Origin of the sequence: Aggregatibacter aphrophilus ATCC 33389, assembly GCF_900636915.1 — a bacterium.
Lineage (GTDB): Bacteria > Pseudomonadota > Gammaproteobacteria > Enterobacterales > Pasteurellaceae > Aggregatibacter > Aggregatibacter aphrophilus.
Genome location: NZ_LR134327.1, coordinates 1,021,923 through 1,048,905, shown reverse-complemented (window position 1 = coordinate 1,048,905; position 26,983 = coordinate 1,021,923). Strand labels below are relative to the sequence as shown.

27 protein-coding genes are annotated in these 26,983 nt (G+C 43.0%); 22 read left to right on the top strand and 5 right to left on the bottom strand.

What is annotated here, in order from left to right; translation table 11 throughout:
- Window positions 1-13: 13 nt before the first annotated feature.
- The 9 genes from ileS to serA all read left to right on the top strand — a co-directional run bounded on the left by ileS (window position 14) and on the right by serA (window position 9,239).
- Window positions 14-2,836: an isoleucine--tRNA ligase gene (gene ileS, locus EL144_RS05050; RefSeq protein WP_050332951.1), complete on the top strand. Its 2,823-nt coding sequence runs from the start codon at window positions 14-16 to the stop codon at window positions 2,834-2,836.
- Window positions 2,837-2,921: 85 nt separating this feature from the next.
- Window positions 2,922-3,416: a signal peptidase II gene (gene lspA, locus EL144_RS05045; protein WP_005705028.1), complete on the top strand. Its 495-nt coding sequence runs from the start codon at window positions 2,922-2,924 to the stop codon at window positions 3,414-3,416.
- Window positions 3,416-4,360, top strand: coding sequence for a 4-hydroxy-3-methylbut-2-enyl diphosphate reductase (ispH, locus tag EL144_RS05040; RefSeq protein ID WP_005705029.1), 945 nt, complete (start codon window positions 3,416-3,418; stop codon window positions 4,358-4,360). Before lspA ends, ispH begins: the two co-directional genes overlap by 1 nt.
- Window positions 4,361-4,646: 286 nt before the next feature.
- The gene (locus tag EL144_RS05035; RefSeq protein ID WP_005705031.1) at window positions 4,647-4,973 is read left to right on the top strand and encodes a helix-hairpin-helix domain-containing protein; all 327 of its coding nucleotides are present in this window, start codon (window positions 4,647-4,649) and stop codon (window positions 4,971-4,973) included.
- 109 nt (window positions 4,974-5,082) lie between these two features.
- Entirely contained in the window at window positions 5,083-5,682 is a 600-nt protein-coding gene (gene rdgB / locus EL144_RS05030; RefSeq protein ID WP_032995441.1) for an RdgB/HAM1 family non-canonical purine NTP pyrophosphatase, read from the top strand.
- Window positions 5,683-5,722: 40 nt separating this feature from the next.
- A complete protein-coding gene (locus EL144_RS05025) occupies window positions 5,723-6,046 on the top strand; it encodes a YbjQ family protein (protein ID WP_005705034.1) in 324 nt (107 codons plus the stop codon).
- A 13-nt stretch (window positions 6,047-6,059) separates the two neighbouring features.
- Entirely contained in the window at window positions 6,060-7,214 is a 1,155-nt protein-coding gene (hemW, locus tag EL144_RS05020; protein WP_032995442.1) for a radical SAM family heme chaperone HemW, read from the top strand.
- A gap of 112 nt (window positions 7,215-7,326) precedes the next feature.
- Entirely contained in the window at window positions 7,327-7,983 is a 657-nt protein-coding gene (rpiA, locus tag EL144_RS05015) for a ribose-5-phosphate isomerase RpiA (protein WP_005701681.1), read from the top strand.
- Between the two features lie 23 nt (window positions 7,984-8,006).
- Window positions 8,007-9,239 carry a phosphoglycerate dehydrogenase gene (gene serA, locus EL144_RS05010; protein ID WP_005705037.1) on the top strand — a complete coding sequence of 411 codons (1,233 nt, stop codon included), beginning with the start codon at window positions 8,007-8,009 and terminating at the stop codon, window positions 9,237-9,239.
- A 55-nt stretch (window positions 9,240-9,294) separates the two neighbouring features.
- Here serA and ypfJ read toward each other — a convergent pair whose 3' ends face one another.
- On the bottom strand, window positions 9,295-10,122 hold the full coding sequence (gene ypfJ, locus EL144_RS05005; protein WP_005705038.1) for a KPN_02809 family neutral zinc metallopeptidase: 828 nt from the start codon (window positions 10,120-10,122) through the stop codon (window positions 9,295-9,297).
- Window positions 10,123-10,260: 138 nt separating this feature from the next.
- Here ypfJ and lysM point away from each other — a divergent pair, with 138 nt between their 5' ends.
- The gene (lysM, locus tag EL144_RS05000) at window positions 10,261-10,704 is read left to right on the top strand and encodes a peptidoglycan-binding protein LysM (protein WP_005701678.1); all 444 of its coding nucleotides are present in this window, start codon (window positions 10,261-10,263) and stop codon (window positions 10,702-10,704) included.
- Between the two features lie 81 nt (window positions 10,705-10,785).
- On the opposite strand, the gene plsY is transcribed toward lysM, so the two are convergent.
- Window positions 10,786-11,382: a glycerol-3-phosphate 1-O-acyltransferase PlsY gene (gene plsY, locus EL144_RS04995; protein WP_005705042.1), complete on the bottom strand. Its 597-nt coding sequence runs from the start codon at window positions 11,380-11,382 to the stop codon at window positions 10,786-10,788.
- A 99-nt stretch (window positions 11,383-11,481) separates the two neighbouring features.
- Between plsY and folB the strand changes: the two genes are divergently transcribed.
- Genes folB through EL144_RS11345 form a run of 3 tightly spaced genes read left to right on the top strand, consistent with a single transcriptional unit; the run spans window position 11,482 to window position 13,434 of the window.
- Complete coding sequence (gene folB / locus EL144_RS04990) at window positions 11,482-11,841, top strand: dihydroneopterin aldolase (protein WP_005705043.1); 360 nt, start codon at window positions 11,482-11,484, stop codon at window positions 11,839-11,841.
- A gap of 14 nt (window positions 11,842-11,855) precedes the next feature.
- Window positions 11,856-13,319, top strand: a complete 1,464-nt coding sequence (gene mltF / locus EL144_RS04985) for a membrane-bound lytic murein transglycosylase MltF (RefSeq protein ID WP_005705045.1) — start codon at window positions 11,856-11,858, stop codon at window positions 13,317-13,319.
- Entirely contained in the window at window positions 13,288-13,434 is a 147-nt protein-coding gene (locus EL144_RS11345; RefSeq protein ID WP_005705047.1) for a hypothetical protein, read from the top strand. The genes mltF and EL144_RS11345 overlap by 32 nt, the downstream gene beginning before the upstream one ends.
- A gap of 51 nt (window positions 13,435-13,485) precedes the next feature.
- Here EL144_RS11345 and dsbB read toward each other — a convergent pair whose 3' ends face one another.
- On the bottom strand, window positions 13,486-14,025 hold the full coding sequence (dsbB, locus tag EL144_RS04980) for a disulfide bond formation protein DsbB (RefSeq protein ID WP_005705048.1): 540 nt from the start codon (window positions 14,023-14,025) through the stop codon (window positions 13,486-13,488).
- Window positions 14,026-14,067: 42 nt separating this feature from the next.
- Window positions 14,068-15,618 (bottom strand): Na(+)/H(+) antiporter NhaB, encoded by a 1,551-nt coding sequence (gene nhaB, locus EL144_RS04975; protein ID WP_005705049.1) that lies wholly within the window; start codon window positions 15,616-15,618, stop codon window positions 14,068-14,070.
- A 204-nt stretch (window positions 15,619-15,822) separates the two neighbouring features.
- Between nhaB and fadR the strand changes: the two genes are divergently transcribed.
- Window positions 15,823-16,548: a fatty acid metabolism transcriptional regulator FadR gene (gene fadR, locus EL144_RS04970; RefSeq protein WP_005705050.1), complete on the top strand. Its 726-nt coding sequence runs from the start codon at window positions 15,823-15,825 to the stop codon at window positions 16,546-16,548.
- A 101-nt stretch (window positions 16,549-16,649) separates the two neighbouring features.
- Here fadR and EL144_RS04965 read toward each other — a convergent pair whose 3' ends face one another.
- Window positions 16,650-17,864, bottom strand: coding sequence for a pyridoxal phosphate-dependent aminotransferase (locus EL144_RS04965; protein WP_005705051.1), 1,215 nt, complete (start codon window positions 17,862-17,864; stop codon window positions 16,650-16,652).
- Between the two features lie 116 nt (window positions 17,865-17,980).
- On the opposite strand from EL144_RS04965, the gene EL144_RS04960 reads away from it, so the two are divergent.
- From EL144_RS04960 to EL144_RS04925, 8 genes are all read left to right on the top strand, one after another.
- Window positions 17,981-19,288 carry an isochorismate synthase gene (locus EL144_RS04960; protein WP_050332953.1) on the top strand — a complete coding sequence of 436 codons (1,308 nt, stop codon included), beginning with the start codon at window positions 17,981-17,983 and terminating at the stop codon, window positions 19,286-19,288.
- On the top strand, window positions 19,279-20,985 hold the full coding sequence (gene menD, locus EL144_RS04955) for a 2-succinyl-5-enolpyruvyl-6-hydroxy-3-cyclohexene-1-carboxylic-acid synthase (protein ID WP_005705055.1): 1,707 nt from the start codon (window positions 19,279-19,281) through the stop codon (window positions 20,983-20,985). Before EL144_RS04960 ends, menD begins: the two co-directional genes overlap by 10 nt.
- A gap of 51 nt (window positions 20,986-21,036) precedes the next feature.
- Complete coding sequence (menH, locus tag EL144_RS04950) at window positions 21,037-21,786, top strand: 2-succinyl-6-hydroxy-2,4-cyclohexadiene-1-carboxylate synthase (protein ID WP_005705056.1); 750 nt, start codon at window positions 21,037-21,039, stop codon at window positions 21,784-21,786.
- A 96-nt stretch (window positions 21,787-21,882) separates the two neighbouring features.
- Window positions 21,883-22,152, top strand: a complete 270-nt coding sequence (rpsO, locus tag EL144_RS04945; protein WP_005540508.1) for a 30S ribosomal protein S15 — start codon at window positions 21,883-21,885, stop codon at window positions 22,150-22,152.
- Between the two features lie 216 nt (window positions 22,153-22,368).
- On the top strand, window positions 22,369-23,523 hold the full coding sequence (gene metK / locus EL144_RS04940) for a methionine adenosyltransferase (protein WP_005705057.1): 1,155 nt from the start codon (window positions 22,369-22,371) through the stop codon (window positions 23,521-23,523).
- 64 nt (window positions 23,524-23,587) lie between these two features.
- Window positions 23,588-24,088 (top strand): SprT family zinc-dependent metalloprotease, encoded by a 501-nt coding sequence (locus tag EL144_RS04935; protein WP_032995453.1) that lies wholly within the window; start codon window positions 23,588-23,590, stop codon window positions 24,086-24,088.
- A gap of 160 nt (window positions 24,089-24,248) precedes the next feature.
- Window positions 24,249-25,487 carry an HAAAP family serine/threonine permease gene (locus EL144_RS04930; RefSeq protein ID WP_050332955.1) on the top strand — a complete coding sequence of 413 codons (1,239 nt, stop codon included), beginning with the start codon at window positions 24,249-24,251 and terminating at the stop codon, window positions 25,485-25,487.
- Between the two features lie 88 nt (window positions 25,488-25,575).
- Window positions 25,576-26,940 carry an L-serine ammonia-lyase gene (locus EL144_RS04925; RefSeq protein WP_005705061.1) on the top strand — a complete coding sequence of 455 codons (1,365 nt, stop codon included), beginning with the start codon at window positions 25,576-25,578 and terminating at the stop codon, window positions 26,938-26,940.
- Window positions 26,941-26,983: the final 43 nt, after the last annotated feature.

The following is a 26,983-nucleotide window of genomic DNA, read 5'->3' as shown; positions in this document are numbered from 1 at the left end:
ACTGGAATATAAAATGACTGATTATAAAAATACCCTTAACCTTCCCGAAACGGGCTTTCCGATGCGTGGTGATTTAGCCAAACGCGAGCCTGTGATGTTAAAAAACTGGTACGAAAAACAGTTGTATCAAAAAATTCGTGAAGCCTCAAAAGGCAAAAAGTCCTTTATTTTACACGATGGCCCTCCGTATGCGAACGGTAGCATTCATATCGGCCATGCGGTGAATAAAATTCTGAAAGATATTATTGTTAAATCCAAAACCGCATTAGGTTTTGATTCTCCTTATATTCCGGGTTGGGACTGCCACGGCTTGCCGATTGAATTGAAAGTAGAAGGCTTAGTGGGCAAACCGAACGAGAAAATTTCAGCGGCGGAATTTCGTCAAAAATGCCGTGAATATGCGGCAGAACAGGTGGAAGGTCAGAAAAAAGACTTCGTGCGCCTCGGCGTGTTGGGCGATTGGGATAATCCGTATCTGACCATGAATTTCAACACTGAAGCCAACATTATCCGCACTCTGGGCAAAGTGATCGCCAACGGGCATTTATATAAAGGCTCCAAGCCGGTGCATTGGTGCTTGGATTGCGGTTCGTCTTTGGCGGAAGCGGAAGTGGAATATGAAGACCGCGTGTCGCCGTCCATTTATGTGCGTTTCCCGGCGGAAAGTGCGGTGGAAATTGAGGGTAAATTTAACGCCGTCGGCAAAGGCAGCGGCAAGCTGTCTGCCGTGATTTGGACCACAACCCCTTGGACCATGCCGTCCAACCGTGCCATTTCCGTGAATGCGGAGTTGGAATATCAGCTTGTGCAATTAGGCGACGAGCGCGTGATTTTAGCTGCCGATTTGGTGGACGATGTGGCGAAAGCGATTGGCGTGGAGAAGGTGAAAATCTTAGGTTCCGCAAAAGGCAAAGATCTCGAGTTATTACGCTTTCATCACCCGTTCTACAATTTCACCGTGCCGATTATTTTAGGCGATCATGTGACTACCGACGGCGGTACCGGTTTAGTACATACCGCACCGGATCACGGTTTAGACGACTTTATCGTGGGTAAACAATATGACTTACCGATGGCTGGCCTTGTGTCTAATGACGGTAAATTTATTTCCACTACCGAATTCTTTGCCGGCAAAGGCGTATTTGAAGCCAATCCATTAGTGGTTGAAAAATTACAAGAAACAGGCAATTTATTAAAAGTTGAGAAAATCAAACACAGCTACCCACACTGCTGGCGCCATAAAACCCCGATTATTTTCCGTGCAACACCACAATGGTTTATCGGTATGGAAACGCAAGGTTTACGCCAACAAGCCTTAGGTGAAATCAAACAAGTTCGTTGGATTCCGGATTGGGGTCAAGCACGTATCGAAAAAATGGTGGAAAACCGCCCTGACTGGTGTATTTCCCGTCAACGTACTTGGGGCGTGCCGATGACCTTATTCGTGCACAAAGAAACCGAAGAACTTCATCCGCGTACCTTAGAGCTACTTGAAGAAGTGGCGAAACGTGTAGAGAAAGCCGGTATTCAAGCATGGTGGGATTTAGATGAAAAAGAATTATTAGGTGCGGATGCAGAAACCTATCGCAAAGTGCCTGATACCCTTGACGTATGGTTTGACTCAGGATCAACCTATTCTTCTGTGGTGGCGAATCGCCCGGAATTTAACGGTCAAGATATTGATATGTATTTAGAAGGTTCCGACCAACACCGTGGTTGGTTTATGTCTTCTTTAATGCTTTCTACCGCAACAGACAGCAAAGCGCCATACAAACAAGTATTAACTCACGGCTTCACCGTGGATGGTCAAGGCCGTAAGATGTCAAAATCTATCGGTAACATCGTGACGCCACAAGAAGTGATGGATAAATTCGGTGGCGACATTTTACGTTTATGGGTGGCTTCTACCGACTATACCGGTGAAATGACCGTTTCCGATGAAATCTTAAAACGTGCGGCAGACAGCTATCGTCGTATTCGTAACACGGCACGTTTCTTGTTAGCGAACTTAAACGGTTTTGACCCACAACGTGATGCGGTGAAACCGGAAGAGATGATTAGCTTGGATCGTTGGGCGGTGGCTTGTGCATTAGAAGCACAAAACGAAATCAAAGACGCTTATGATAACTATCAATTCCACGCCGTGGTGCAACGCTTAATGCGTTTCTGTTCGGTGGAAATGGGCTCGTTCTACCTTGATATTATCAAAGACCGTCAATACACCACCAAAGCGGACAGCCTTGCGCGCCGTAGTTGCCAAACAGCATTATGGCACATTGCCGAAGCGTTGGTACGTTGGATGGCACCAATTCTTTCCTTTACGGCGGATGAAGTTTGGGGCTACTTGCCACAAACGGCGACGACACGTGCAGAATTCGTCTTCACTGAAGAATTCTACGAAGGCTTATTTGGTTTAGGCGAGAACGAAAAATTAGATGATGCTTACTGGCAACAACTGATTAAAGTACGTTCCGAAGTAAACCGCGTATTAGAAATTGCCCGTAACGACAAAGTGATCGGTGGCGGTTTAGAAGCGGAAGTCACCGTTTACGCTAACGATGAATATCGTACCTTGTTGGAACAATTAGGCGATGAATTACGTTTCGTATTAATTACCTCAAAAGCGGAAGTGAAAGCATTGGCGGATAAACCGGCGGATGTGGCGGCAGGCGAGTTAGAGGGGATTGCGGTAAGCGTAGCACGTTCTCACGGCGAAAAATGCCCACGTTGCTGGCATTATTCCGACAAAATCGGCGTGAATCCGGAACATCCGACACTTTGCCCGCGTTGCGTAGAAAACGTTGCAGGTAACGGCGAAGTGAGACATTTCGCTTAATCATGCAGTAACGCATAAGGAAAAGTGCGGTTAAAATCAACCGCACTTTTATTATTTTTTATAATAAAGATTATTTAACGAACTTATGACGAAAACACCAAAATCCGGACTTTCCTTTTTATGGCTTAGCCTACTGGCTTTTGTGCTTGATTTGCTGACGAAATATATCGTAGTACAAAAATTTGATTTGTATGAAAGCGTGAACATTCTGCCTGTCTTTAATCTTACTTATGTGCGAAATTATGGCGCGGCATTCAGTTTTCTGGCAGAGCATGACGGCTGGCAAAAATTCTTTTTTATCGGTTTGGCTGTCGTGATTTCCTGTATGTTGCTTTATTTTATGGCGAAAAGTGAGGTCGGTCAGAAATTGCAAAATGCGGCTTATGCGCTGATTATCGGCGGCGCGTTGGCGAATGCGGTAGATCGTGCTTACAACGGTTATGTAATCGATTTCTTCGATTTTTATTGGCGGGATTGGCATTATCCCGTGTTTAACGTGGCAGATATTGCCATTTGTGTGGGGGCCGCGTTGATTGCTTTAGACGCATTCAAGCAGGGTAAAAAACAGGAACAGAAATAATGAAAATTATTTTAGCTAATCCGCGCGGTTTCTGCGCCGGCGTTGATCGTGCGATCAGTATTGTGGAATTAGCGTTAGAAATTCACGGGGCACCTATTTATGTGCGTCATGAAGTGGTGCATAACCGTTTTGTTGTGAACGGCTTGCGTGAGCGCGGCGCCATTTTTGTGGAAGAATTAAACGAAGTGCCGGACGGCGCCATTGTGATTTTCTCCGCCCACGGCGTGTCCCAAGCGGTGCGTCAAGAAGCCAAAGACCGCAATCTCAAAGTATTTGACGCCACTTGCCCATTGGTGACGAAAGTGCATATGCAAGTGGCCCGCGCCAGTCGAAAAGGCACTAAGGCGATTTTAATCGGGCATAAAGGCCACCCTGAGGTGGAAGGCACTATGGGGCAATATGGCAACCAAGAGGGCGGCATTTATTTAATCGAAAGCGTGGAAGACATTGCGCATTTGCCGGTGCAGCAGGATGATGATTTAACTTTTATGACGCAAACCACGCTGTCTTTAGATGACGCGGCGGAGACTATCACCGCTTTAAAAGAAAAATATCCTGCGATTCAAGGTCCGCATAAAAATGACATTTGCTACGCCACAACCAACCGTCAACAGGCGGTGCGCGAATTGGCGAAACAATCGGATTTGGTTGTCGTGGTCGGCTCTAAAAATTCCTCGAACTCTAACCGATTGGCAGAACTGGCTTCGCGCATGGGTGTGGCATCAAAATTGATTGATGACCCGAATGACATTCAAGCCAACTGGTTTGACGGCGTGCAAACTATTGGCGTCACAGCCGGCGCCTCCGCCCCCGAAGAACTGGTGCAATCGGTTATTTCCCGCCTAAAAGAATTCGGCGTCACCACCGTGGAAGAACTGCAAGGTCTTGAAGAAAATATGTTCTTTGAAGTGCCGAAAGAGTTGCGGGTGAAAGAGATGAACTGAGTTCGTCCTAATGTTCGTTTGTAGGAAGGAGCACTCTTCTGTCTAATATCTCAATGGCGCGCGTTTCCCAACGCGTGCCTTTTTGTTTCTATCTGCACGTTATGACGCGTGCGCTATCAAAAAAAATCCTCTCAAAAACATCCCAAATTTCCACCGCACTTTTCTTTATTTTGCGATCCGGTTCCCAAAAGTGCGGTCATTTTCTCGTGCGTTTTTTTCTTTTCGGCAAAATACGCCCGTTGATTGATTCAACGCGTGTTTAACTTTAGTTAGAAAAGGAATCATTATGAAAGCAATGAAGCATCTTTTAGCCACCGCTTTTGTGTTCGGTTCGGTGTTTGCAGGTTCTGCGGTTGCCGCAGAAAAAACGGCTGAGCCGGTACAACTTGAACAACCGGCGGTGCAAAACAGTGTTGGTGATAAAGTGAATATTAACACCGCTACAGCAGCAGAAATTCAGAAAGCGCTTGTAGGCATTGGTGCGAAAAAAGCGGAGGCGGTTGTGCAATATCGTGAAAAACACGGTAATTTCAGCGCAGTGGAACAATTATTGGAAGTACAGGGGATTGGTAAAGCGACATTAGAGAAGAATCGCGATCGTATCGCATTATAATTTTTTCTTTTAGGTTAGTTTATGTGAAGACGAGGCAATGTTCCTCGTCTTTTTTATTGGGCATGGTTATAATATTCGGCATTTTTCCACCGCACTTAAGAGAGCAAAAATGAAACAAAAAATTGTATTGGCGACGGGCAACAAAGGCAAAGTCAAAGAAATGGCGGATGTATTGTCCGATTTCGGCTTTGAGGTTGTCGCCCAAACGGATTTAGGCATCGACAGCCCGGAAGAAACGGGGTTAACCTTTGTGGAAAATGCCATTCTCAAAGCGCGTTATGCCGCCGAAAAATCCGGGTTACCGGCGATTGCCGATGATTCGGGCTTGGTGGTTGACCTGTTAAACAGCGCTCCGGGGCTGTATTCTGCCCGTTATGCAGGTGTGGATGGTGAACAAGCCGATGCTAAAAATCGTGAGAAATTATTAGCAGAATTGGCTAATGTGCCGACCGAACAGCGCAAAGCCAAATTCGTCAGCACTATCGTGTTATTGCAACACTCGGCCGATCCGTCACCGATTATTGCTCAAGGCGAATGCCACGGCGTGATTGCTTTTGAAGAAAAAGGCGATAACGGCTTTGGTTATGATTCGCTCTTTTTCAGCCCGGAGACAGGTTGCACCTTTGCCGAGCTGGAAACCGTTGAGAAAAAGAAAATTTCCCACCGCGCCCGTGCATTAGCGATGCTTAAAACGAAATTAGGCGCATAAAAGTGCGGTCAGTTTTTACAGAGAATTTTAAGGACACAACGTGATTATTACCACAACCAACACCATTGAAGGCAAGCAAATCATTGAATATAAACAGTTAGTTTTTGGCGAAGTGGTTGCCGGCTCAAACTTTATTCGTGATTTCTTCGCGGGGATTACCGACATCATCGGCGGCCGTTCAGGCATGTATGAATCGCGCATTACGAAAGCGCGCAAAGAGGCTTTGGAAGAGTTGGAGAAAAATGCCGCCGCGTTGGGCGCCAACGCCGTTGTGGGGGTAGAGGTGAATTACACTACCATCACTTCCGATTCTAAAAGCATGTTTATGATTGTGGCCAGCGGCACGGCTGTCGTTGCTCGCTAATGTCGAGGATATTTTGAATCCGTTGGTTTTGCCTCCCCTGAGTTTATACATTCACATTCCGTGGTGCGTACAGAAATGCCCGTATTGCGATTTTAATTCGCATGCGCAAAAAGGCGCGATTCCCGAACAGGATTATGTGCGCCATTTAATTGCCGACTTAATGGCGGATTTAGCGCATTATCAAGAAAGCGTGCAACAACGCCCACTCCATTCGATTTTTATTGGCGGCGGCACGCCAAGCCTGTTTTCAGCAGATACCATCGCTTATTTATTACAGCAAATCGAACAGCGCATTCCCTTTGCGCCCAATATTGAAATTACCTTGGAAGCTAATCCCGGCACCGTAGAAGCCGAGCGTTTTTTAGGTTATGCCCAAGCGGGTGTGAATCGAATTTCTATGGGCATTCAAAGTTTTTCGGATGAAAAATTGCAAAAGTTAGGGCGGATTCATAACGCGGCCGAGGCCAAAAGTGCGGTCAAATTGGCGAGCGTTTCTCCTCTACGTAGTTTTAATCTGGATTTAATGCACGGCTTGCCGAATCAAACCTTAAACGAAGCCTTAGAGGATTTACGTCAAGCAATTGAACTCGCACCGCCACATTTGTCTTGGTATCAGCTCACGATCGAACCGAATACCATGTTTGCTTATCGCCCGCCGAAACTGCCCGACGACGATGAATTGTGGGATATTTTCGAGCAAGGACATCAATTATTAACAGCGGCAGGTTATCAACAATACGAAACGTCTGCTTATGCCAAACCGGGGTTTCAATGTCAACATAACTTGAATTATTGGCGTTTTGGCGATTATCTGGCCATTGGGTGTGGGGCACATGGGAAACTCAGTTTTCAGAATGGCAACATTTTGCGTTACAGCAAAACGAAGCATCCGAAAGGTTATATGCGCGGGGAGTATAGGTATGAAGAGCGGGAGGTTAGCGTGCAAGATCGCCCTTTTGAATTCTTCATGAATCGCCTACGTTTATTGGAAGCCGTGCCGAAAATCGAATTTGAACAATTCACCGGTTTGCCGTTGAGTACGGTATCCAATACTATGGATTGGGCGCTAGGGCAAAAATATATTATTGAAAGCGACCGCACTTGGCAGATTACCGAACACGGCAAATTATTTTTAAATGAGTTGCTTGAACAATTCTTGCCGGAGTAATAAGGCGAGCGCTTTTGCCTCTTGTTAATCAACGGAAAACTCATTAAAGTAAATAGCGCAAACGTTTACATTAAGGGCAGCCTCTGCCGCGTAGCAATAAAAGGAGTAAAAAATGGATCAACTTGAAATGAAAAAAATCGCCGCACAAGCGGCTTTGCAATTTGTGAAGCCGGAGATGATCGTAGGCGTGGGAAGCGGTTCCACTGTGAACTGTTTTATTGAAGCGCTTGGTTCAATGAAAGATGAAATCAAAGGTGCTGTAGCAGCTTCCAAAAATTCGGAAGAATTACTGAAAAAACATGGTATTGAAGTATTTAGCGCAAATGATGTGACGAGCTTAGATATTTATGTTGATGGCGCTGACGAAATTAATCCACAAAAAATGATGATTAAAGGCGGCGGGGCGGCGTTGACACGTGAAAAAATTGTGGCGGCACTTGCAAAAAATTTCATCTGCATTGTGGATAGTAGCAAGCAAGTTGATGTGTTAGGCTCTACATTCCCTCTGCCGGTAGAAGTGATCCCGATGGCGCGTTCACAAGTGGCGCGTAAATTGGTGGCACTCGGCGGAGCGCCGGAATATCGTGAAGGTGTAGTGACCGATAACGGCAACATTATTTTAGATGTGCATAATTTTGAAATTCTTAACCCGGTAGAAATGGAAAAAGAATTAAATAACATCGCGGGCGTCGTGACTAACGGCATTTTTGCCTTACGTCCTGCCAATACGGTGATTGTCGGTACGCCAAATGGTGCAAAAATAATCTAAAAAATAATAAATGGAGAGCAAACATGACATCAAAAGTTTCATTAGATAAGTCCAAAATTAAATTTGTGTTATTGGAAGGTGTACACCAAAGCGCCTTAGATACCTTACACGCCGCTGGTTACACCAATATTGATTACTACGAAAAAGCGTTGGATGGCGACGATTTAAAAGAGGCTATTAAAGAAGCCCATTTTGTCGGTTTGCGTTCCCGCACTCATTTGACTGCAGAAATGATTGCTGCAGCACCGAAACTTATTGCGATTGGCTGTTTCTGTATTGGTACAAACCAAGTGGATTTAAACGCTGCCAAAGCGCGCGGTATTCCGGTGTTTAATGCACCATTCTCCAATACCCGTTCTGTCGCGGAATTGGTATTAGGTGAAATCCTGTTATTAATGCGTAACATTCCACAAGCTAATGCGGACGTGCATCGCGGTTTATGGAATAAATCTGCCGTAGGGTCACACGAAGTGCGTGGCAAAAAATTGGGTATTGTTGGTTATGGCCATATCGGTTCGCAGCTCAGTATTATTGCGGAATCATTGGGTATGGATGTGCATTTTTATGATATTGAAAACAAACTTCCTCTTGGTAACGCCAAGCAAGTACGTAGCTTAGAAGAATTACTCGGTTCTTGTGATGTGATTTCCTTGCATGTACCGGATTTGCCTTCCACCCGTAATTTAATCAGTGCAGAACGTATTGCCCAATTAAAACAGAATTCTATTTTAATTAATGCGGCGCGTGGTACTGTGGTGGATATTGATGCTCTGGCAAATGCCTTGGAAGAAGGAAAACTGCGCGGTGTAGCTATCGACGTGTTTCCGAAAGAACCAGCGTCCATTAAAGAAGAATTTGTTTCACCGTTGCGTAAGTTTGACAATGTGTTGTTGACACCGCATATCGGTGGTTCAACGACAGAGGCGCAAGAAAACATCGGTTTTGAAGTGGCGGGTAAATTCGTTAAATATTCTGATAATGGTTCAACCCTGTCTTCCGTCAATTTCCCGGAAGTCTCTTTACCGGAAAACGAAGGTTCTAAACGTTTATTACATATTCATGAAAACCGTCCTGGCGTGTTGAATAAAATCAACCAAATTTTTGTAGAGGCCAACGTTAATATTGCGGCGCAATATCTACAAACCGATCCGAAAATCGGTTATGTGGTGATTGATGTGGAAACGGATGACGCCACGCCATTATTGGCAAAATTGCGTGAAATCGACGGCACGATCCGCACAAGAGTGTTATTTTAATGTTGTAAACAAAAAGTGCGGTCAATTTTGACCGCACTTTTATTTCTTTCAATCGTTAAAATGTATTACATTGGGCCGGATTAGCGCTAGTTAAACCCACTTTAAACCATTGCGAACGCTGCTCTGAAGTGCCATGAGTGAAACTGTCTGGAACCACATAACCTTGACTGCGTTTTTGCAAGCGGTCATCACCTACTGATTCTGCCGCATTAAAGGCTTTTTCAATATCGCCACTTTCAAATAAACCGCTTTTCACCGCTTGCGATGCCCACACGCCGGCATAGCAATCCGCTTGTAGTTCCAATTTCACCGAGAGCTGATTAGCTTCTGCTCGAGAGGCACGGCTTTGCAGACGATGCACTTGTGTCAGCGTGCCCAATAAATTCTGTACGTGATGTCCCACTTCATGGGCGATAACATAAGCAAAGGCGGATTCGCCCGCGGCGCCGAGTTTATTTTTCATATCGTTATAAAATGAAAGATCCAAATAGACCCGTTGATCGTTCGGACAGTAGAAGGGTCCCATGGCAGATTGTCCTGTACCGCAAGCTGTCGGCGTTGCTCCGTTATAGATGACCATTCGAGGCTTCACATATTGTCTATTATTTTTGGAAAAATACGCCGTCCAAACCTCTTCAGTGTCGCCCAGAACCACTTTGGAAAGTTTAAATAATTGATCTTCTTGCTGTGATTGCAATGGTAAACTTTGCGTAGTTCCCACATCCACTTCGCCGACTAGGCCCGATAAATCCACGCCATAGTAAGCGCCCACCAAAATAATAATTAACCCTAAAATACCAGTGGGTCTGCCTCCGCCGAAACCGCCTCCGGATGAGCGTCTGTCTTCCACATTTGAACTTTCCCTACGACCTTGCCAACGCATAATATTTCCTATCTTTAAGTTAAATTCGCGCTATTCTAATCTATAACCATTTTTTTCGTCTAACATTTTATTTCTAGACTTATATGGCTGAATTGGGTATGTTGTTGGCTCCCTAAATGAATCAATAAGGAGATGAAAATGGGATTATTTGATTTTGTCGGCGATATCGGCAAAAAAATCTTTAACAAAGAAGAAGAGGCTTCTGCTGCAGTGACCAAGCACATTAACGAAGACAACCCAGGTGTTGCGGATGTTGATGTAAAAGTTGAAAACGGTGTTGCTAAAATTTCCGGTGTGGCGAGTTCTGCCGGTGCTTTAGAAAAAGCCGTATTAATGGCGGGTAATATCATTGGTATCAGTAATGTAAACATTGATGACGTTACCGTGCAAAACGGCGAAAGCCTTGCCGGCGATGATGAATTTTATGTGATTCAAAAAGGCGATACTCTTTGGAAAATCGCCGAAAAACATTACGGTAACGGCAGCAAATATACTGCAATCGTGGCCGCGAATAAGGAAGTGATTAAAGACGCAGATAAAATCTTCCCGGGACAAAAAATTCGTTTGCCGAAAGGGCTATAGTTTTGCCTTAAAAAATGTTTAGAAAAATGACCGTACTTTGGGTTGAAGTGCGGTCATTTTTTTCGGTATTTTTTAAGCGGGTTACTTTTTAAATTTACTCCACATTTTATCTTCTTGTCCGCGCCAGAGACGTTGGATGTTTTCATGGTGGCGGTAGATGAGCAGGCAACAAACTAAAGCGACGGGGAAAGTGAATTCGGGTTTGAACCACCAGACATAAAGCGGCACTAACAAGGCAGTGACGACGGCGCTGAGAGAAGAGTAGCCGCTGATCAAGAAAACCACAAGCCATGTGCCTAACATGGAAAAGAGTACGCCCCAAGCAATAGGCGCAATGGCACCAAACGCTGTGGCAACGCCTTTGCCGCCTTTAAATTTAAAGAAAATTGGGAAGATATGACCTAGACAAGCACCGAGTGCCACCATACCTAATTCAAATTGGGTTAAGCCGAGATAATAACCAAACCAGACGGGCAATGTACCTTTTAACATATCGCAAAGTAACACGGCTAATGCTACCCAACGCCCACCGATGCGTAGTACGTTGGTTGCTCCGGGGTTATTTGAGCCAGAGGTTCGAGGGTCGGGCAAGCCGGCAAGTCGGCATAATAAAATCGCACTGGAAACTGAGCCGAGTAAGTAGCTCAATAGCATGTAAAATAGGGCGAAAAGGCTCATGGGATTTCCTATGGCTTAACAAAAATAGTTCGTCTATTGTACCCAAAGTTGGTAGTATAAGCCCACAAAAATTTTAGCCATTAACTACATAGGAACCCCATGCAAGATTTGATTTTTATTGAAGGTTTGACGGTATTCGCGCAAATCGGCGTGTATGACTGGGAACAACAAATTAAACAAAAACTTATTTTTGATGTCGAAATGGCGTGGGATACCCGCCAAGCGGCTGCTGCCGATGATGTAAAATTGACGCTAAATTATGCGCAGGTTAGTGAATTTATCATTGATTACGTGCATTCTAAACCCTTTCTATTGATTGAACGGGTCGCAAATGAAGTGGCGGAACAATTACAACAACGATTTAAAATAACATGGCTTCGACTCAAATTAAATAAACCGAAAGCAGTGGCACAAGCGACCAATGTAGGTGTCATTATTGAGCGAGGTCGTGATAAGTAAGAGAAAAAGACGATTTGAAAGGTTTATTTTTACGCATTATTGCGGGCTTATGTTTATTGCTTTGGGCAATTGATATGGTGTTTCCATGGCGCCAAATTATGCACTCGGAAGAAAACCCTTATCACGCAATTCAAGAGCGTGGCAAATTGGTGGTCGGCACGATTAATCATCCTATTTCTTATTTTATTAATGGAGAAGGTGAATCAGGCTTGGAATATGAATTAAGCAAAGCCTTTGCCAACTATTTGAATGTGGAGCTTGAAATGCAGCCAATGGAGAGTACTGATGCTCTGTTTACTGCGTTAGATGAACACAAAATCGACATTGCGGCAGCCAATCTTTTCTATCATACGAGTAAAGCAGAACATTTCCAGCTAGGTCCTTCCTATTATTCTGCTTCTTGGCAACTTGCTTATCGCAAAGGTGAAAACCGTCCTCGTTCTTTGGCGCAAATTAATGACACATTAGTGATTCCTGATAGCTCCGAATTGGAGCAAATTTTAAAAGAAGCTCAACTTAAACATCCGAAGCTCAGTTGGACGGTAGATAAAAAACTCACGCAGGAAGAATTATTATTGCAAGTGGCAGAAGGTAAAATTGCTTATACTATTGCCAATTCTTTGGATATTTCTGCCACCCAACAAATCAAACCTCAAGTTGCTGTAGCTTTTGATTTAACTGATGAGATGAGCGTACACTGGTATTTACCGAATAATTCTTCCAGCGAATTGCAATCGGCCTTACTGGATTTTATGAATACCTCTATTGATTCCGGATTAATTGCCAGTATTGAAGAGAAGTATTTTAATCATTTTCGTCAGTTTGATTATGTGGATACCAAATCTTATTTGAAGTCTATTGAGACGATTCTCCCGAAATTTGAACCGCTCTTTACTAAACATAAAGGCAATTTGGATTGGCGTTTGTTGGCGGCCATTGCATATCAAGAGTCTCACTGGAACCCTGACGCAACTTCACCCACGGGCGTGCGTGGCATGATGATGTTGACTAAAGACACTGCCGAAAGAATGAAAATCAGCGATCGAACCGACCCCGAACAAAGCATTAAAGCCGGTTCTGAATATTTACATTGGTTGATTGAGCAAATCCCCGATAGTATCAATAGTGAAGATCGCATTTGGTTTGCCTTGGCAGCTTATAATATGGGACTAGGACATTTATTAGATGCGCGTCGTTTAACCAAAAGTTTAGGGGGAAATCCGGATAATTGGCTGGACGTGAAAAAGAACTTACCGTTATTGGCGGAAAAGCGTTACTATTCTAACTTGAAATATGGCTATGCGCGGGGTTACGAAGCCTTTCAATATGTCGAGAATATTCGTCGTTACATGAATAGCATTATGAATTATTACCGCGTGCAACAAAATCAAAATGATAAAAATGATGAAGTGAGTAATAATAATTTATCAATGGAGAGAAATAATCATGCACAAGAGAAGATTCTTAAAACCAACTAAAAAGAAATTCTTCCACCAACAACAAGCTCGTTCCTTACGTTTAAAACATTTAAAACAGCGCAAGGCCAAATTTTTTGCTCGTCACGCCTTGCAGTTTGTGGTGCAGGATATTTAAATTAAGAAATGGTGTAGTCTTTCAACTACACCATTTTTGTTTTATCTATACCTAGTTAAATAATCGTCTTCTGCCGCGGGTTTCAACACGTTTAAATTGGCTAATTAATACCAATGCCAACACCAGCAAATACACCGCAAACATTACTACAATCCACTGTGCCATAGAAAGTCCTAGCCAAGACCAAACTTCATCACTGCAAGAACCTGTCGGGTGAAACAGCACCGGAAACCATTTATCTAATGGCAGAGTTTGAGGAAATTCAGGTAGATAAGAACATTGGTTCCACGGTGCTGGGTGTAACTGATAGTCAACGTGTTTGATAGAAATAAATAACCCTTTGACTGCACTTACGAAAGCAATGAACAATGCCAACAAGCGCATTATTAAAAAACGTGGAGCAATCAAGCCAATTAAGCCCGCAAAGGCGATACCGAATAATGCCACGCGTTCATAAATACACATTACGCAGGGTTGCAAATCCATGCCATACTGAAAATAAAGTGCCGAGCCTTCTAGCGCTAATGCTGAAATCAACAACAATAACCAACCGGAGCGTTGGATGGAAAGTGTTTTGAAAAAATGTAGCATAGCGTTTGATTCCTCTCTATTGTTGATTAATCTTCAAGTCCATTAAATTGGCATAATTAAGCCTAAGTTTGCTAACCAAATGGTCATTGGTGGCAAAATATATTCCACGGCGAACAAACCTACCAAAGACAACACAATAGTATAAGGCAATGCCATGTAAACCATTCTACCATAAGATAGGTTAATTAGGGGGGCGAGCGATGATGTCAACAAGAACAAGAAAGCAGCTTGGCCGTTTGGTGTCGCGACAGAAGGCAAGTTAGTTCCGGTATTAATCGCCACTGCTAACAATTCAAATTGATGTGGTGGGATAATATTCGCTGCTAAGGCACTTTTCGCTTCGTTAATGTATACCGTTGCCACGAATACATTATCGGAAATGGCAGAAAGCAAGCCGTTGAAGGCGTAGAAGAGAGTGAGTTGAGTGCTTTCTTCTGCAGACAATACATAATGAATAATCGGTGCGAAAAGTTTTTGATCGATAATTACTGCAACAATCGTGAAGAACACCACTAAAAGTGCGGTAAACGGTAAGGATTCTTGGAAGGCTTTGCCTAACGTATGTTCGCTGGTGATGCCGCAAAGTGACGTACATAAGATGATGATACTTAACCCGATTATACCCACAGACGCTAAATGAAATGCCAAGCCAATAATTAACCAAACTCCAACTATCGCCTGGGCGATGAGTTTCAAACGTTCTTGTTTGGTGAGTTTTTTCATGTTGGCTTTATCGAATTCGGCTAAAACCGTCCATACTTTGTTTGGTAATTTTGCACCGTAACCAAAGAGATGAAATTTTTCTACCAATGCGCAGGTTAACATACCGAATAGAAAGACCGGAATAGTTACCGGCGCCATTCTGAAAAAGAATTCCACAAAATTCCAACCTGATTGTTCGGCAATAATCAAGTTTTGCGGCTCCCCGACCATGGTCATTACGCCACCTAATGCAGTTCCGACTCCTGCATGCATCATTAAACTGCGTAAAAAGGCGCGGAATTCTTCTAAGGTTTCATGATGACTACCAATTTTTTCATCGTTAGTGATATCAGTGGAGTCATAGAACGTCCCGCCAGAAGCTACTTTATGGTATACGCCATAAAACCCCATTGCTACGCTGATAATTACTGCTACTACGGTTAATGCATCCAAAAACGCCGATAAGAAGGCTGCACTGAAACAAAAGGCCAAGGAAAGTACTAGCTTAGAATGGATGTTAAGAAGAAGCTTAGTGAAGACAAAAAGTAATAATTGCTTCATGAAGTAAATACCAGCCACCATAAACATTAATAGCAAAATTACTTCAAAGTTAGCCAATACTTCCGTTTTAATATGGTCGGGGCTTGTCATGCCGATAATGGTCGCCTCAATAGCAAGCAACCCGCCAGGTTGTAATGGGTAGCATTTTAACGCCATAGCTAAGGTAAAAATAAATTCGATAACCAATAACCAACCTGCACAAAAGGGGGTGATGAAAAATAAGATAGGGTTAAGGATAAGAAATGCGACGATGGTAATTTTGTACCAATCTGGACTGGAGCCCAAAAAGTTTTTAAGAAATGCTTGTGTATAATTACTATTATTGTCCATAAAAGATGCCCCTTACGTTTAACTCCAAACAATTCTAAGTTACTCTATTTTAGGTAACTTAAGGTTAAACTGTGTCAAAAATCATAAATGATGTCAATCTCGATTTAAAAATAATTATGTAATTGTAATGCATAGCCGTTTCAACGATAATAGACCAGTTATATTATTGGATACTTACTAAATTTATATAAAAACGCTATTACTATGAATAATGATTCAACCCTTCTGAAAGCGCAAAGCCCGGCAGCTTTGGCGGAAGAATATATTGTCAAAAGTATTTGGAATAATCATTTCCCGCCGGGATCAGACTTGCCGGCAGAACGAGAATTGGCCGATAAAATCGGGGTTACCCGCACCACATTGCGCGAAGTATTACAACGTTTGGCACGGGATGGTTGGTTAAATATTCAACACGGCAAACCCACTAAAGTGAATGATATTTGGGAAACATCCGGCCTCAATATCTTGGAAACAATGATTCAATTAGATGGCACTCGTCTACCTTCACTCATTGCGAATATGCGCTCAGCGCGTACCGATATTTCCATGATCTACATTCCGAAAGCGTTTAAACGCGCACCAGAACAATCTTTGGGTATTTTACAGCCGTTAGATCAATTAAAAGATACTGCCGAAGATTACACCAAGTTTGACTATGACGTTTTCCGTAATCTTGCCTTTGCGTCTGATAATCCTGTATACGGTTTAATTCTGAACAGCTTTAAAAGTTTATATGCCCGGATTGGGATGTTTTACTTCCAAAATGCTGAAGCGCGTGTCCTTGCTAAGCATTTTTATGTTAATTTGATTGATATTTGCCAACGCCAAGCGATTGATGAAGTGGTACCTTGTGTATTGCAGTATGGGAAAGAAAGCGGTGCTATTTGGGCAAGCATGCAGGATCTTTTTCCGAAAGATTTTAGTGAATAAAAAATCATAATAGAAATAAAGTGCGGTCATAAAATTCAAAGGATTTTATGACCGCACTTTTTATAAGCAAAAGACCCCAATAATTGGGGCCTTTTATTATTTTATTGATGATAATGAGATAAGAATCTGGCGAATTTATTCAAACCTTCTTCAATTTGGTGGACATATGGTAGGGTCACGATACGGAAGTGATCCGGTGAATGCCAGTTGAAACCTCGTCCATGCACTAACAACACTTTTTCCTGCGCCAATAGATCAAACACCATTTTTTCATCGTCATAAATATTGAATTTTTTAATGTTGATTTTGGGGAACATATACAACGCCCCCATCGGCTTCGTACAACTAATTCCCGGAATTTGGTTGAGCAATTCATAGGCTTTATTGCGTTGTTCTAACAAGCGTCCGCCAGGTAAAATGAATTCGTTGATACTTTGATAGCCACCAAGTGCGGTCTGAATCGCATGTTGCATTGGCACATTGGCACACAAACGCATAGACGCCAACATATCCAAACCTTCGATGTAACCTTTTGCGTGTTTTTTCGGGCCATTGAGAATCATCCAACCTTGACGGAAACCGGCTACTCGATAGGCTTTAGACAGACCATTGAATGTCACGGTCAATAAGTCCGGTGCTAAGGCCGCAATGTGATGATGCACGGCTCCGTCATATAAAATCTTGTCGTAAATTTCATCGGCAAAAATAATCAAATTATGTTGACGTGCCACTTCCACAATATCTAGCAGTAATTCTTTGCTATATACCGCGCCAGTCGGGTTATTCGGGTTAATAATCACAATGGCTTTCGTGCGAGAGGTAACTTTGCTTTTAATATCTTCCACATCAGGGAACCAACCCGCCTGTTCATCACATAAATAATGCACGGCTTTGCCTCCTGCCAAAGTTGCAGCGGCTGTCCATAGCGGGTAATCCGGCATTGGAATCAGCACTTCGTCGCCGTCATTAAGTAATGCTTGCATGGACATCGTAATTAATTCAGAGACGCCGTTGCCGATGTAAACATCATTAACTGTGACATTACGAATATCTTTCGATTGATAATATTGCACGATAGCCTTACGGGCAGAATAAAGCCCTTTGGAATCACAATAACCTTGCGCAGAAGGAAGATTGCGTAATACATCGACGAGAATTTCATCAGGCGCTTCAAAACCAAAAGGCGCGGGGTTACCGATATTCAGTTTTAAAATTTTATGCCCTTCTTCTTCAAGGCGCAGTGCCTCTTTGTGCACGGGTCCGCGAATATCGTAACAAACGTGCTCTAATTTATCTGATTTTGGAAAGCGTTCCATAGTTTTGACCTTAGTGATTAAGACGTGAAATATTTTATGAAAAATTCCCGCAAAGTGCGGTAGAATTGCAACTTATTTTTAACTTATTTTCCCGCTAAAGACAATGCTTTTTCAAAATGGATAGTTTGCAATCAATAAAAGCGCAATTAATCAATCAAATTAATGCATTACAATTCGATCAAAATCAGAAGATTGCGGTTTGTTCGGCGCAAGTTAAGTGCCACATGAATGTGTTGGGCTGGCTAAAGGCACAACAACACTATCCTCAATTCTATTTCAAGCTACAAGACACCGAGCGCTCTTTCGTCGGTGTGGGGGCGGTTCGTACATTTACACAGTTAGACGCCGCGCAAGCATTTGTCAATCAATATCAATTGCCGTTATTCGGCGGGATGAAATTTTACGGTGAAACCTATTTTTTCCTACCACAAATATTATTGGAACTGGATGCGCAGCAACTTACCGTAACGGTTTTTATTGATCAAGCCGATTCGGCCAACAGTCAATTACGCGCCTTGGAAGGTTTAAAAACATTTGAAAAAATGACCGCACTTTTAGATGTGCAAGTGCCGCTGACTTTAGTTAATCAACAGGCTGATGAGTCTCTATGGTGCAATTGGGTAACTCGGGCGTTAGCGGAAATTCGGCAAAAACAGGTCAGCAAATTGGTTTTAGCCAATGCGGTCACTTTCAGCGCACCGCACCGACTAAATGGTAAAGATTTTTTAGCGAAAAGCGAAAGTTATCACACAGGCTGTTATCATTTTTTATTGGCGGAAGATGAACAGGGTTGTTTCCTTGGTTCTACGCCGGAGCGCTTATATGCCCGTCAGGCGCGCCAACTAAACACCGAGGCCTTGGCCGGTACCGCCTTGGTTAGCGATAATCCGGAACACAATCGCGCACAGGCGGATTGGTTGCTTCAAGATGAAAAGAATATTTATGAAAATCAGCTTGTTGCTGATGGTATTTGCACCAATTTGCAACCTTTTGTCGACAAGATTTCAGTGGGGAATGTCGGGCTCAAACCGTTACGCCAGGTACAACATTTGCGTCGGGAAATTACCGCACTTTTAAAAGCGGAGTGCAGTGACAAAGATTGTTTGCTGGCTATTCATCCTACCGCAGCGGTGGCGGGCTTGCCGCAACAAAAAGCCAAGGTGTTGTTACGTCAAATTGAAAACTATGATCGTGGTTGGTATGCAGGTACGTTAGGTTTCTTTGATCATCAACAAGCAGAATTTTGTGTGACCATCCGTTCAGCCCAATTGGAAGAGAACAAAATTCGTATTTTTGCCGGCGCTGGTATTGTTGAAGGGTCTGTTCCCTTGCTAGAATGGCACGAAATTGAGCGCAAAGCCGCCGGTTTAATCTCATTGTTACAAATAACAGAATCTAAAAACGGAGAGAAAAAATGTCAGTAAGCGTATTTAATCGTTGTTGGTCAAAAGTGATTTTGGAAACCCTTGTGCGTCAAGGCGTTGCTCACTTTTGTATCGCACCCGGTTCACGTTCTACGCCGTTGACATTAGAAGCTGTCCGTTTACAAGATACCGGTCGGGCGACTTGTCACACGCATTTTGATGAACGTGGTCTCGGTTTTTTTGCCTTAGGTTTGGCAAAATCCACGAAAAAACCGGTGGCGATTATTGTCACGTCAGGTACCGCTGCTGCCAATTTGTATCCTGCTATTGTTGAAGCCCGCCAAAGTCATATTAATTTAATTGTACTCACCGCCGATCGTCCGCCTGAATTATTGGAATGTGGCGCTAATCAGGCCATTTTGCAAGAAAATATGTTCGGCGTATATCCGTTAGCCAATATTAATTTGCCACGCCCAAGTCAAGATTATTCCGCGCCATGGTTGATTTCTAAAATTGAACAGGCCTGTCATAAGCAAACGGAAGTCGCCGGTGTCGTGCATATTAACGTCCCTTTTGCCGAGCCGTTGTACGACGCCAATATAGAAGAAATCGATGCACACCCTTGGTTAGCGCAGGTTCAACGTTGGTTAAGCCAAAATAAGAGTTGGACAAATTATCCCAAGCTACATCAAGAAGTGTTAATTCATGAGCACTGGGATCATTGGCGTACTAAGCGCGGGATTATTGTGGCGGGCAGAATGCCTGCCGAACAGGCAATGGGTATTGCCGCATGGGCAAATACCATGGGGTGGGTGTTGCTGACCGATATTCAATCCGGCGTTGAGGCAGCATTGCCTTATGCGGATATTTGGCTTGCCAATCAAACGGTGAAACAAAAAATGTTGCAGGCGGACATTGTCATTCAACTTGGCAACCGCTTTATTAGCAAACGTATTAATCAATTCTTAGCAGAATTTAAAAACGAATTTTGGATTGTGGATGAAAGCCCACAAGCAGTGGATCCTTATCATCACTTACATACCCGTTTTACGGCGAAAATCCATCATTGGTTGCGTGCACATCCGCCGTTGAGACAAAAACCATGGTTGCTGGAAGCTTTAGCACTTTCTAAATTCTGTGCCACCTTTATTGAACAACAAGTGGGCGGTAATTTGAACGAAGCCTCTTTAGCCCACCACATTGAACGTTTATTGCCAAATAACGGTGCGCTTTTCCTTGGTAACAGTTTATTTGTGCGTTTAGTTGATGCTTTAACCAAATTGCCGGAAGGTTACCCGATTTACACTAACCGTGGGGCCAGCGGTATTGATGGCTTACTTGCTACTATTGCAGGTATCGGTATTGGTTCTAACCAACCTGTCGTTGCGCTAGTGGGCGACACTTCTGCGCTCTATGATTTAAATTCGTTAGCGTTATTTAAAAAACTCAATCAGCCGACCATTTTATTCATTATTAATAATAACGGCGGCGCGATTTTTGATATGTTGCCGGTCGACTCAGAAGTCAAAGATAAGTTCTATCGCATGCCACACCACACGGAGTTCTCTCAAGTGGCGTCTATGTTTGATCTTAAATATGCCCGCCCTTACACTTGGGCTGACTTAAGTTCCGTATTAAAACAAGCCTATTTACGCCGCGAAGCAACGATTATCGAAATTAAAGTGGCGCCGAATGACGGCAGCAATATCTACAAACGCCTGATTGAACAAATCAGCTATGCGGTGGTAGGCGAATAAACCGAAATATCAAAAGCAAATTATTTCACGATAGTTTGCTTTTTTAATGCTATGAAACCCACACTCGTCTTTTTACACGGTCTATTAGGCACTCAAGCCGATTGGCAAAAACTCTCGGAAAATCTACCGCACTTTCATTGTGTCGCCTTGGATTTACCCTGGCACGGCAGCGCAAAAAATTACCCGGTGCAGGATTTCGATGAAACCTGCGCTTATGTGGCAAAACAAATTCAAAGTGCGGTGGAAAATCAACCTTATTTTTTAATTGGTTACTCCCTTGGAGGACGGATTGCCCTGTATTACGCCCTTTACAGCCAACAAGAGAAATACAATCTGCAAGGCTTGATCATTGAAGGCGGCAATCTTGGTTTAATCAATGAAACAGAAAAAGAAGTGCGGTGGAAAAATGATGTATTTTGGGCGCAACGTTTTAGTCATGAAAAGGCAGAATCCGTACTGAATGACTGGTATCAACAAGCGGTGTTCGCCCATTTAACGGAAGGCCAACGCAAGGCATTAATCGAAAAACGTCAAACTAACTGTGGCGATAATATCGCTCAAATGTTATTGGCTACCTCCCTTGCCAAGCAACCGGATTTACGTCCTTACGTCAAAAATAGCCCTTATCCGATTTATTATTTCTGCGGTGAACGGGATCATAAGTTCAAACAAATGGCGTTGGATAATCAGCTCAACCTAAGCGTTATTCCCAATGCAGGTCATAATGCGCATCAAGAAAATCCAATGGTATTTGCCGCGCAATTAAATGCGTTGTTAAGGGATAAATTCATTGCTTTTTAGTCTCACAAGGGCTAGAATCTGCACTCCTTAATTGTCGTCGCTGAATTAGAGATCGGCTAACGATGTATCATTAACCACTTCATATTAGGAGTTATTATGTCTCTAAGTACTGAACAAAAAGCAAAAATTGTTGCTGAATATGGTCGTGATGGTAAAGATACCGGTTCTTCCGAAGTGCAAATTGCTTTATTGACTGCACAAATTAACCATTTACAAGCTCACTTTGCAGAGCACAAAAAAGACCACCATGGTCGTCGCGGTTTATTACGCATGGTTTCCCGTCGTCGTAAACTTTTAGATTACTTAAAACGTACTAATCTTGAACTTTACAGCAGCTTAATCGCTCGTTTAGGTTTACGTCGCTAATCTTTTTCCTTTTAGGTTTTTGTGAAGAAGTCGGCCCTCAATGTTTATTGAGGGCTTTTCTTTTTTATTCATTTCGTTATTTACACCAAACTGACAAAATTCCCCGTCTTAGTAACTTGCATTTTAGGGCTAAAAGCGTATGATTAGCCGTCTAGATGGAAATACTTCCAAATATCCTTACATTTACTCTGTATTAAAATTATTCCGGAGAATAACATGAGCCAGTATTTATTTACGTCCGAGTCCGTTTCTGAAGGGCATCCGGACAAAATCGCCGATCAAATTTCCGATGCGGTGTTAGATGAAATCATCAAACAAGACCCTAAAGCCCGCGTTGCTTGCGAAACCTATGTGAAAACGGGGATGGCATTAGTAGGCGGTGAAATTACCACATCTGCATGGGTGGATATTGAAAATTTAGCACGTGAAGTGATTTGCGAAATCGGCTATACCAGTTCCGAAATGGGCTTTGATGGTCGTTCTTGTGCGGTGTTAAACGCCATCGGTAAACAATCTTCCGACATCAATCAAGGCGTGGATCGTGAAAATCCGCTCGATCAAGGCGCGGGCGACCAAGGCATTATGTTCGGTTATGCTACCAATGAAACTGAAGTATTTATGCCGGCAGCCATCACTTACGCGCATCGTTTAATGGAACGCCAAGCGCAGGTACGTAAAAGCGGAAAACTAGATTGGTTACGCCCTGACGCGAAAAGCCAGCTTACCTTTAAATATGAAGACAACAAGATCATCGGCATTGATGCCGTGGTGCTTTCCACCCAACATGCTGAAAGCATTAGCCAAAAAGATTTGCATGAAGGCGTGATGGAAGAAATCATCAAGCCGGTATTGCCGGCGCAATGGTTGTCTAAAGACACGAAATACTTCATTAACCCAACCGGTCGTTTCGTTATCGGTGGCCCTATGGGGGACTGCGGTTTAACCGGTCGTAAAATTATCGTGGATACTTACGGCGGTGCGGCACGTCACGGAGGCGGTGCGTTCTCCGGTAAAGATCCGTCTAAAGTTGACCGTTCTGCCGCTTATGCAGCCCGTTATGTGGCGAAAAATATTGTTGCCGCCGGCCTTGCAGATCGTTGCGAAATCCAGCTTTCTTACGCTATCGGTGTTGCCGAACCGACATCTATCATGATTGAAACCTTCGGTACAGGCAAAGTGGCGAATGAATTGTTGGTAAACTTGGTACGTGAATTCTTTGATTTACGTCCGTACGGGTTAATTAAAATGTTAGATTTAATCCAACCGATTTATCGTCAAACCGCCGCCTACGGTCACTTCGGTCGTGAACAATTCCCTTGGGAAAAAATTGATCGTGCAGCAGAGTTACGCGCTGCAGCGGGATTAAAATAATTCTTTAAATCATCAATTTGTGATAAAGTGCGGTTAAAAAATAAAGCGTTTTTTGACCGCACTTATGCAAACAGAAAATAATTTTCGCATTGTAAAAATGCAGCTTCTCCGTCGCATTCATTACGGCTTGCAACTGGCAGAAGAACACTTCAAACACTCCTTTAATCTTCCACAAATTAATTACGAGTTAAAAGGCATTAAGGCTGGCGTTGCCTATTTACAAAGAAACGTTATCAGTTTTAACCGCACTTTAATGTTGGAAAATAGCGAAGAGTTTATTCATCAGGTATCCTTACACGAACTGGCTCATATTATTGTTTATCAACAGTTTGGTCATGTTCAACCACACGGCAGAGAGTGGCAATTTGTTATGAAAGAGATCTTTCATTTGCCCGCCGATACCTGTCATCAATTCGATCTTTCCTCGGTACAAGGTAAAACCTTTACTTACCGTTGTGCCTGCCAAACCCACCAATTAAGTATTCGTCGGCACAATAAAATACAGCATGAAGGCGCGGTGTATTTTTGTCGCAAATGTAAAACCCAGCTCAACTTGGTCGTGTAAATATTAACAAACTATATTAAAAACTTGTTACAAAAATCACATTTATCAAGGAAAAAGTTGTACATCGATCACAAATCTACAAAATTCTCTTTGAAAGCCTTTTATAACGCATTTACTATGCGCGCGGAATAAATATGACTTTTTTATAAAAGGAGACAACATGTCTAATCAAAATAATAAGTGGCGTAAATTTGATATTGTTTGGATGTTAAATCTGTTTGGAACTGCAGTCGGTGCCGGTGTGTTATTTTTGCCGATTAATGCCGGGATGGGAGGATTTTGGCCATTAGTTGTGATGGCGTTTTTAGTGGGACCGATGACTTATTTAGCGCACCGTGGGCTTTCTCGCTTTGTCCTATCTTCCGCTAAACCGGGTAGTGATATTACCGAAGTAGTAGAAGAGCATTTTGGTAAAACTGCCGGTAAATTAATCACTTTATTGTATTTCTTTGCGATTTTCCCGATTTTATTAATTTATGGCAACGGTATTACTAACACTGTAGATTCGTTTATCGTACACCAATTAGGTATGCCGTCACCGAACCGGGTGTTGCTATCATTTGTGCTGATTGCCACATTAATTTCCATTATGTTGATGAATGAGAAAGTCATGTTGAAAATCACTGAATTATTGGTTTATCCATTAGTGTTGATTTTATTTGTACTTTCCATTTATTTAATTCCACATTGGAATATGTCAGTATTGCAAGAAGCGCCAACGGCGAAAGGCTTTATTGTTACATTATGGCTGACGATTCCGGTATTGGTGTTTTCATTTAACCACTCTCCGGCGATTTCCGCTTTTTCATTATCCCAACAACGGGAATATAAAGATCCTGAATTAGCAGAAAAACATGCGAGTAAGACCTTAAAAGGTACCGCTACGATTCTGTTGTTGTTTGTTATGTTGTTCGTGTTCAGTTGTGTGTTGACCTTAACACCGGCGGAGCTTGCAGAAGCAAAAGCGCAAAATATCAGTATCTTGTCTTATCTTGCCAATAAATTTGACAATCCGTACATTTCTTACTTCGGTCCGTTGGTAGCATTTTTGGCGATTACCAGTTCATTCTTCGGTCACTATTTAGGTGCTCGTGAAGGTTTGGAAGGGTTATATTTAAAAATGACGGATAACAAAACCATTAACCGTAAAAAATTAAATTATGGCACCGCACTTTTCTTCTTATTAACCCTTTGGGCGGTGGCCGTCATCAATCCAAGTATTTTAGGTTTGATTGAATCCCTTGGCGGTCCAATCATTGCGATGATCCTATTTATCATGCCAATGTATGCTATTCATAACGTTCCTGCTATGCGTCGTTATAAAGGCAAATTAAGTAATATTTTTGTCGTGGTAATGGGCTCCATTGCAATTTCTGCTGTGGTCTATGGATTATTTTAAAAATAAGCGTAGAATGCGCTTCCTTTGTCCTGATTCTAACGAATGTGCCTTATGCCTTTGAGGCGTAAGGCACGGTAGTGAGTAAAATATGATTAGCGTTTTTGATATGTTTAAAATCGGTATCGGTCCATCCAGTTCGCATACCGTTGGGCCGATGAAAGCCGGCAAACAATTTATTGATGATTTAATTGAACGTGAGCTACTGGAAAAAGTCACTCAAATTCATGTGGATGTTTACGGTTCATTATCCATGACCGGTCACGGTCACGGTACCGATATTGCGATTATCATGGGTTTAGCCGGTTACTTACCACATAACGTTGATATTGAAGGCATTCCAGGGTTTATTGCCAATGTAAATGAAACTGCCAAATTGGCGCTGGCCGAAGGGAAACATGTTGCCAAGTTTGATCCGGCAACAGATATGATTTTCCATCAAACTTTCTTGCCATTACATGAAAACGGGATGAGTATTACCGCATTGGACGACAAAGAAGTATTGTACAAGCAAACGTACTATTCCATTGGCGGCGGTTTTATTGTTGATGAAGCGCATTTCAACCAACAAGAAGAAAATAAAATCGAAGTGCCTTATCCTTATGAGCACGCGGCGGATATTTTGCGTCATTGTCAAGAAAGCGGGCTTTCCTTGTCCAGTTTGATGATGAAAAATGAACTGGCTTTACACAGTAAAGCAGAATTGGAAGCGCATTTACATCAAGTATGGAAAACCATGAAAGATTGTATTAATCATGGTTTGCATACGGAAGGGGTGTTGCCGGGGCCATTGAAAGTCGCCCGACGTGCCGCTACCTTATATCGAATGCTAAAAGCGAACAACGAGTTATCTAACGATCCGATGCGGGTTATCGACTGGGTTAATATGTTTGCCTTAGCGGTGAATGAAGAAAATGCAGCTGGCGGACGAGTGGTCACTGCGCCGACGAATGGAGCCTGTGGCATTGTTCCGGCAGTGTTGGCTTATTACGAAAAGTTTGTCGGTCCATTGACTAACGAAATTGTTGAACGTTATTTATTAACCTGCGGCATGATCGGGTCTTTATATAAAATGAACGCTTCCATTTCCGGTGCGGAAGTGGGATGTCAGGGCGAAGTCGGTGTAGCTTGCTCCATGGCGGCAGCCGGTTTATCAGAAATTCTTGGAGGAAGCCCGGAACAAGTGTGTATCGCCGCAGAGATTGCCATGGAGCATAACCTTGGTCTCACCTGTGACCCGGTAGGAGGGCAAGTTCAAGTGCCTTGTATCGAACGTAACGCTATTGCCTCAGTTAAAGCCATTAACGCCAGCCGCATGGCCTTACGTCGTACTACCACTCCGCGCGTGACCCTTGATAAAGTTATCGAAACCATGTACGAAACGGGTAAGGACATGAACGCCAAATACCGCGAAACCTCCCAAGGCGGTTTAGCGATTAAGGTGGTGTGTTCATAAGAAGTAACAGTAAAAAGTGCGGTCAAAAAACACGAAGAATTTT

What these genes read in the sequence shown, in the direction of transcription:
- menD (WP_005705055.1), top strand. Translation starts at nt 19,279, where the DNA reads ATGTCAGTAAGCGTATTTAATCGTTGTTGGTCAAAAGTGATTTTGGAA.
- menH (WP_005705056.1), top strand. Translation starts at nt 21,037, where the DNA reads ATGAAACCCACACTCGTCTTTTTACACGGTCTATTAGGCACTCAAGCC.
- EL144_RS04935 (WP_032995453.1), top strand. Translation starts at nt 23,588, where the DNA reads ATGCAAACAGAAAATAATTTTCGCATTGTAAAAATGCAGCTTCTCCGT.
- folB (WP_005705043.1), top strand. Translation starts at nt 11,482, where the DNA reads ATGCAAGATTTGATTTTTATTGAAGGTTTGACGGTATTCGCGCAAATC.
- ileS (WP_050332951.1), top strand. Translation starts at nt 14, where the DNA reads ATGACTGATTATAAAAATACCCTTAACCTTCCCGAAACGGGCTTTCCG.
- rdgB (WP_032995441.1), top strand. Translation starts at nt 5,083, where the DNA reads ATGAAACAAAAAATTGTATTGGCGACGGGCAACAAAGGCAAAGTCAAA.
- lysM (WP_005701678.1), top strand. Translation starts at nt 10,261, where the DNA reads ATGGGATTATTTGATTTTGTCGGCGATATCGGCAAAAAAATCTTTAAC.
- dsbB (WP_005705048.1), bottom strand. Translation starts at nt 14,025, where the DNA reads ATGCTACATTTTTTCAAAACACTTTCCATCCAACGCTCCGGTTGGTTA.
- rpsO (WP_005540508.1), top strand. Translation starts at nt 21,883, where the DNA reads ATGTCTCTAAGTACTGAACAAAAAGCAAAAATTGTTGCTGAATATGGT.
- EL144_RS04930 (WP_050332955.1), top strand. Translation starts at nt 24,249, where the DNA reads ATGTCTAATCAAAATAATAAGTGGCGTAAATTTGATATTGTTTGGATG.
- EL144_RS11345 (WP_005705047.1), top strand. Translation starts at nt 13,288, where the DNA reads ATGCACAAGAGAAGATTCTTAAAACCAACTAAAAAGAAATTCTTCCAC.
- ypfJ (WP_005705038.1), bottom strand. Translation starts at nt 10,122, where the DNA reads ATGCGTTGGCAAGGTCGTAGGGAAAGTTCAAATGTGGAAGACAGACGC.
- EL144_RS04925 (WP_005705061.1), top strand. Translation starts at nt 25,576, where the DNA reads ATGATTAGCGTTTTTGATATGTTTAAAATCGGTATCGGTCCATCCAGT.
- nhaB (WP_005705049.1), bottom strand. Translation starts at nt 15,618, where the DNA reads ATGGACAATAATAGTAATTATACACAAGCATTTCTTAAAAACTTTTTG.
- serA (WP_005705037.1), top strand. Translation starts at nt 8,007, where the DNA reads ATGACATCAAAAGTTTCATTAGATAAGTCCAAAATTAAATTTGTGTTA.
- ispH (WP_005705029.1), top strand. Translation starts at nt 3,416, where the DNA reads ATGAAAATTATTTTAGCTAATCCGCGCGGTTTCTGCGCCGGCGTTGAT.
- EL144_RS04960 (WP_050332953.1), top strand. Translation starts at nt 17,981, where the DNA reads ATGGATAGTTTGCAATCAATAAAAGCGCAATTAATCAATCAAATTAAT.
- plsY (WP_005705042.1), bottom strand. Translation starts at nt 11,382, where the DNA reads ATGAGCCTTTTCGCCCTATTTTACATGCTATTGAGCTACTTACTCGGC.
- fadR (WP_005705050.1), top strand. Translation starts at nt 15,823, where the DNA reads ATGAATAATGATTCAACCCTTCTGAAAGCGCAAAGCCCGGCAGCTTTG.
- rpiA (WP_005701681.1), top strand. Translation starts at nt 7,327, where the DNA reads ATGGATCAACTTGAAATGAAAAAAATCGCCGCACAAGCGGCTTTGCAA.
- EL144_RS05035 (WP_005705031.1), top strand. Translation starts at nt 4,647, where the DNA reads ATGAAAGCAATGAAGCATCTTTTAGCCACCGCTTTTGTGTTCGGTTCG.
- lspA (WP_005705028.1), top strand. Translation starts at nt 2,922, where the DNA reads ATGACGAAAACACCAAAATCCGGACTTTCCTTTTTATGGCTTAGCCTA.
- metK (WP_005705057.1), top strand. Translation starts at nt 22,369, where the DNA reads ATGAGCCAGTATTTATTTACGTCCGAGTCCGTTTCTGAAGGGCATCCG.
- EL144_RS04965 (WP_005705051.1), bottom strand. Translation starts at nt 17,864, where the DNA reads ATGGAACGCTTTCCAAAATCAGATAAATTAGAGCACGTTTGTTACGAT.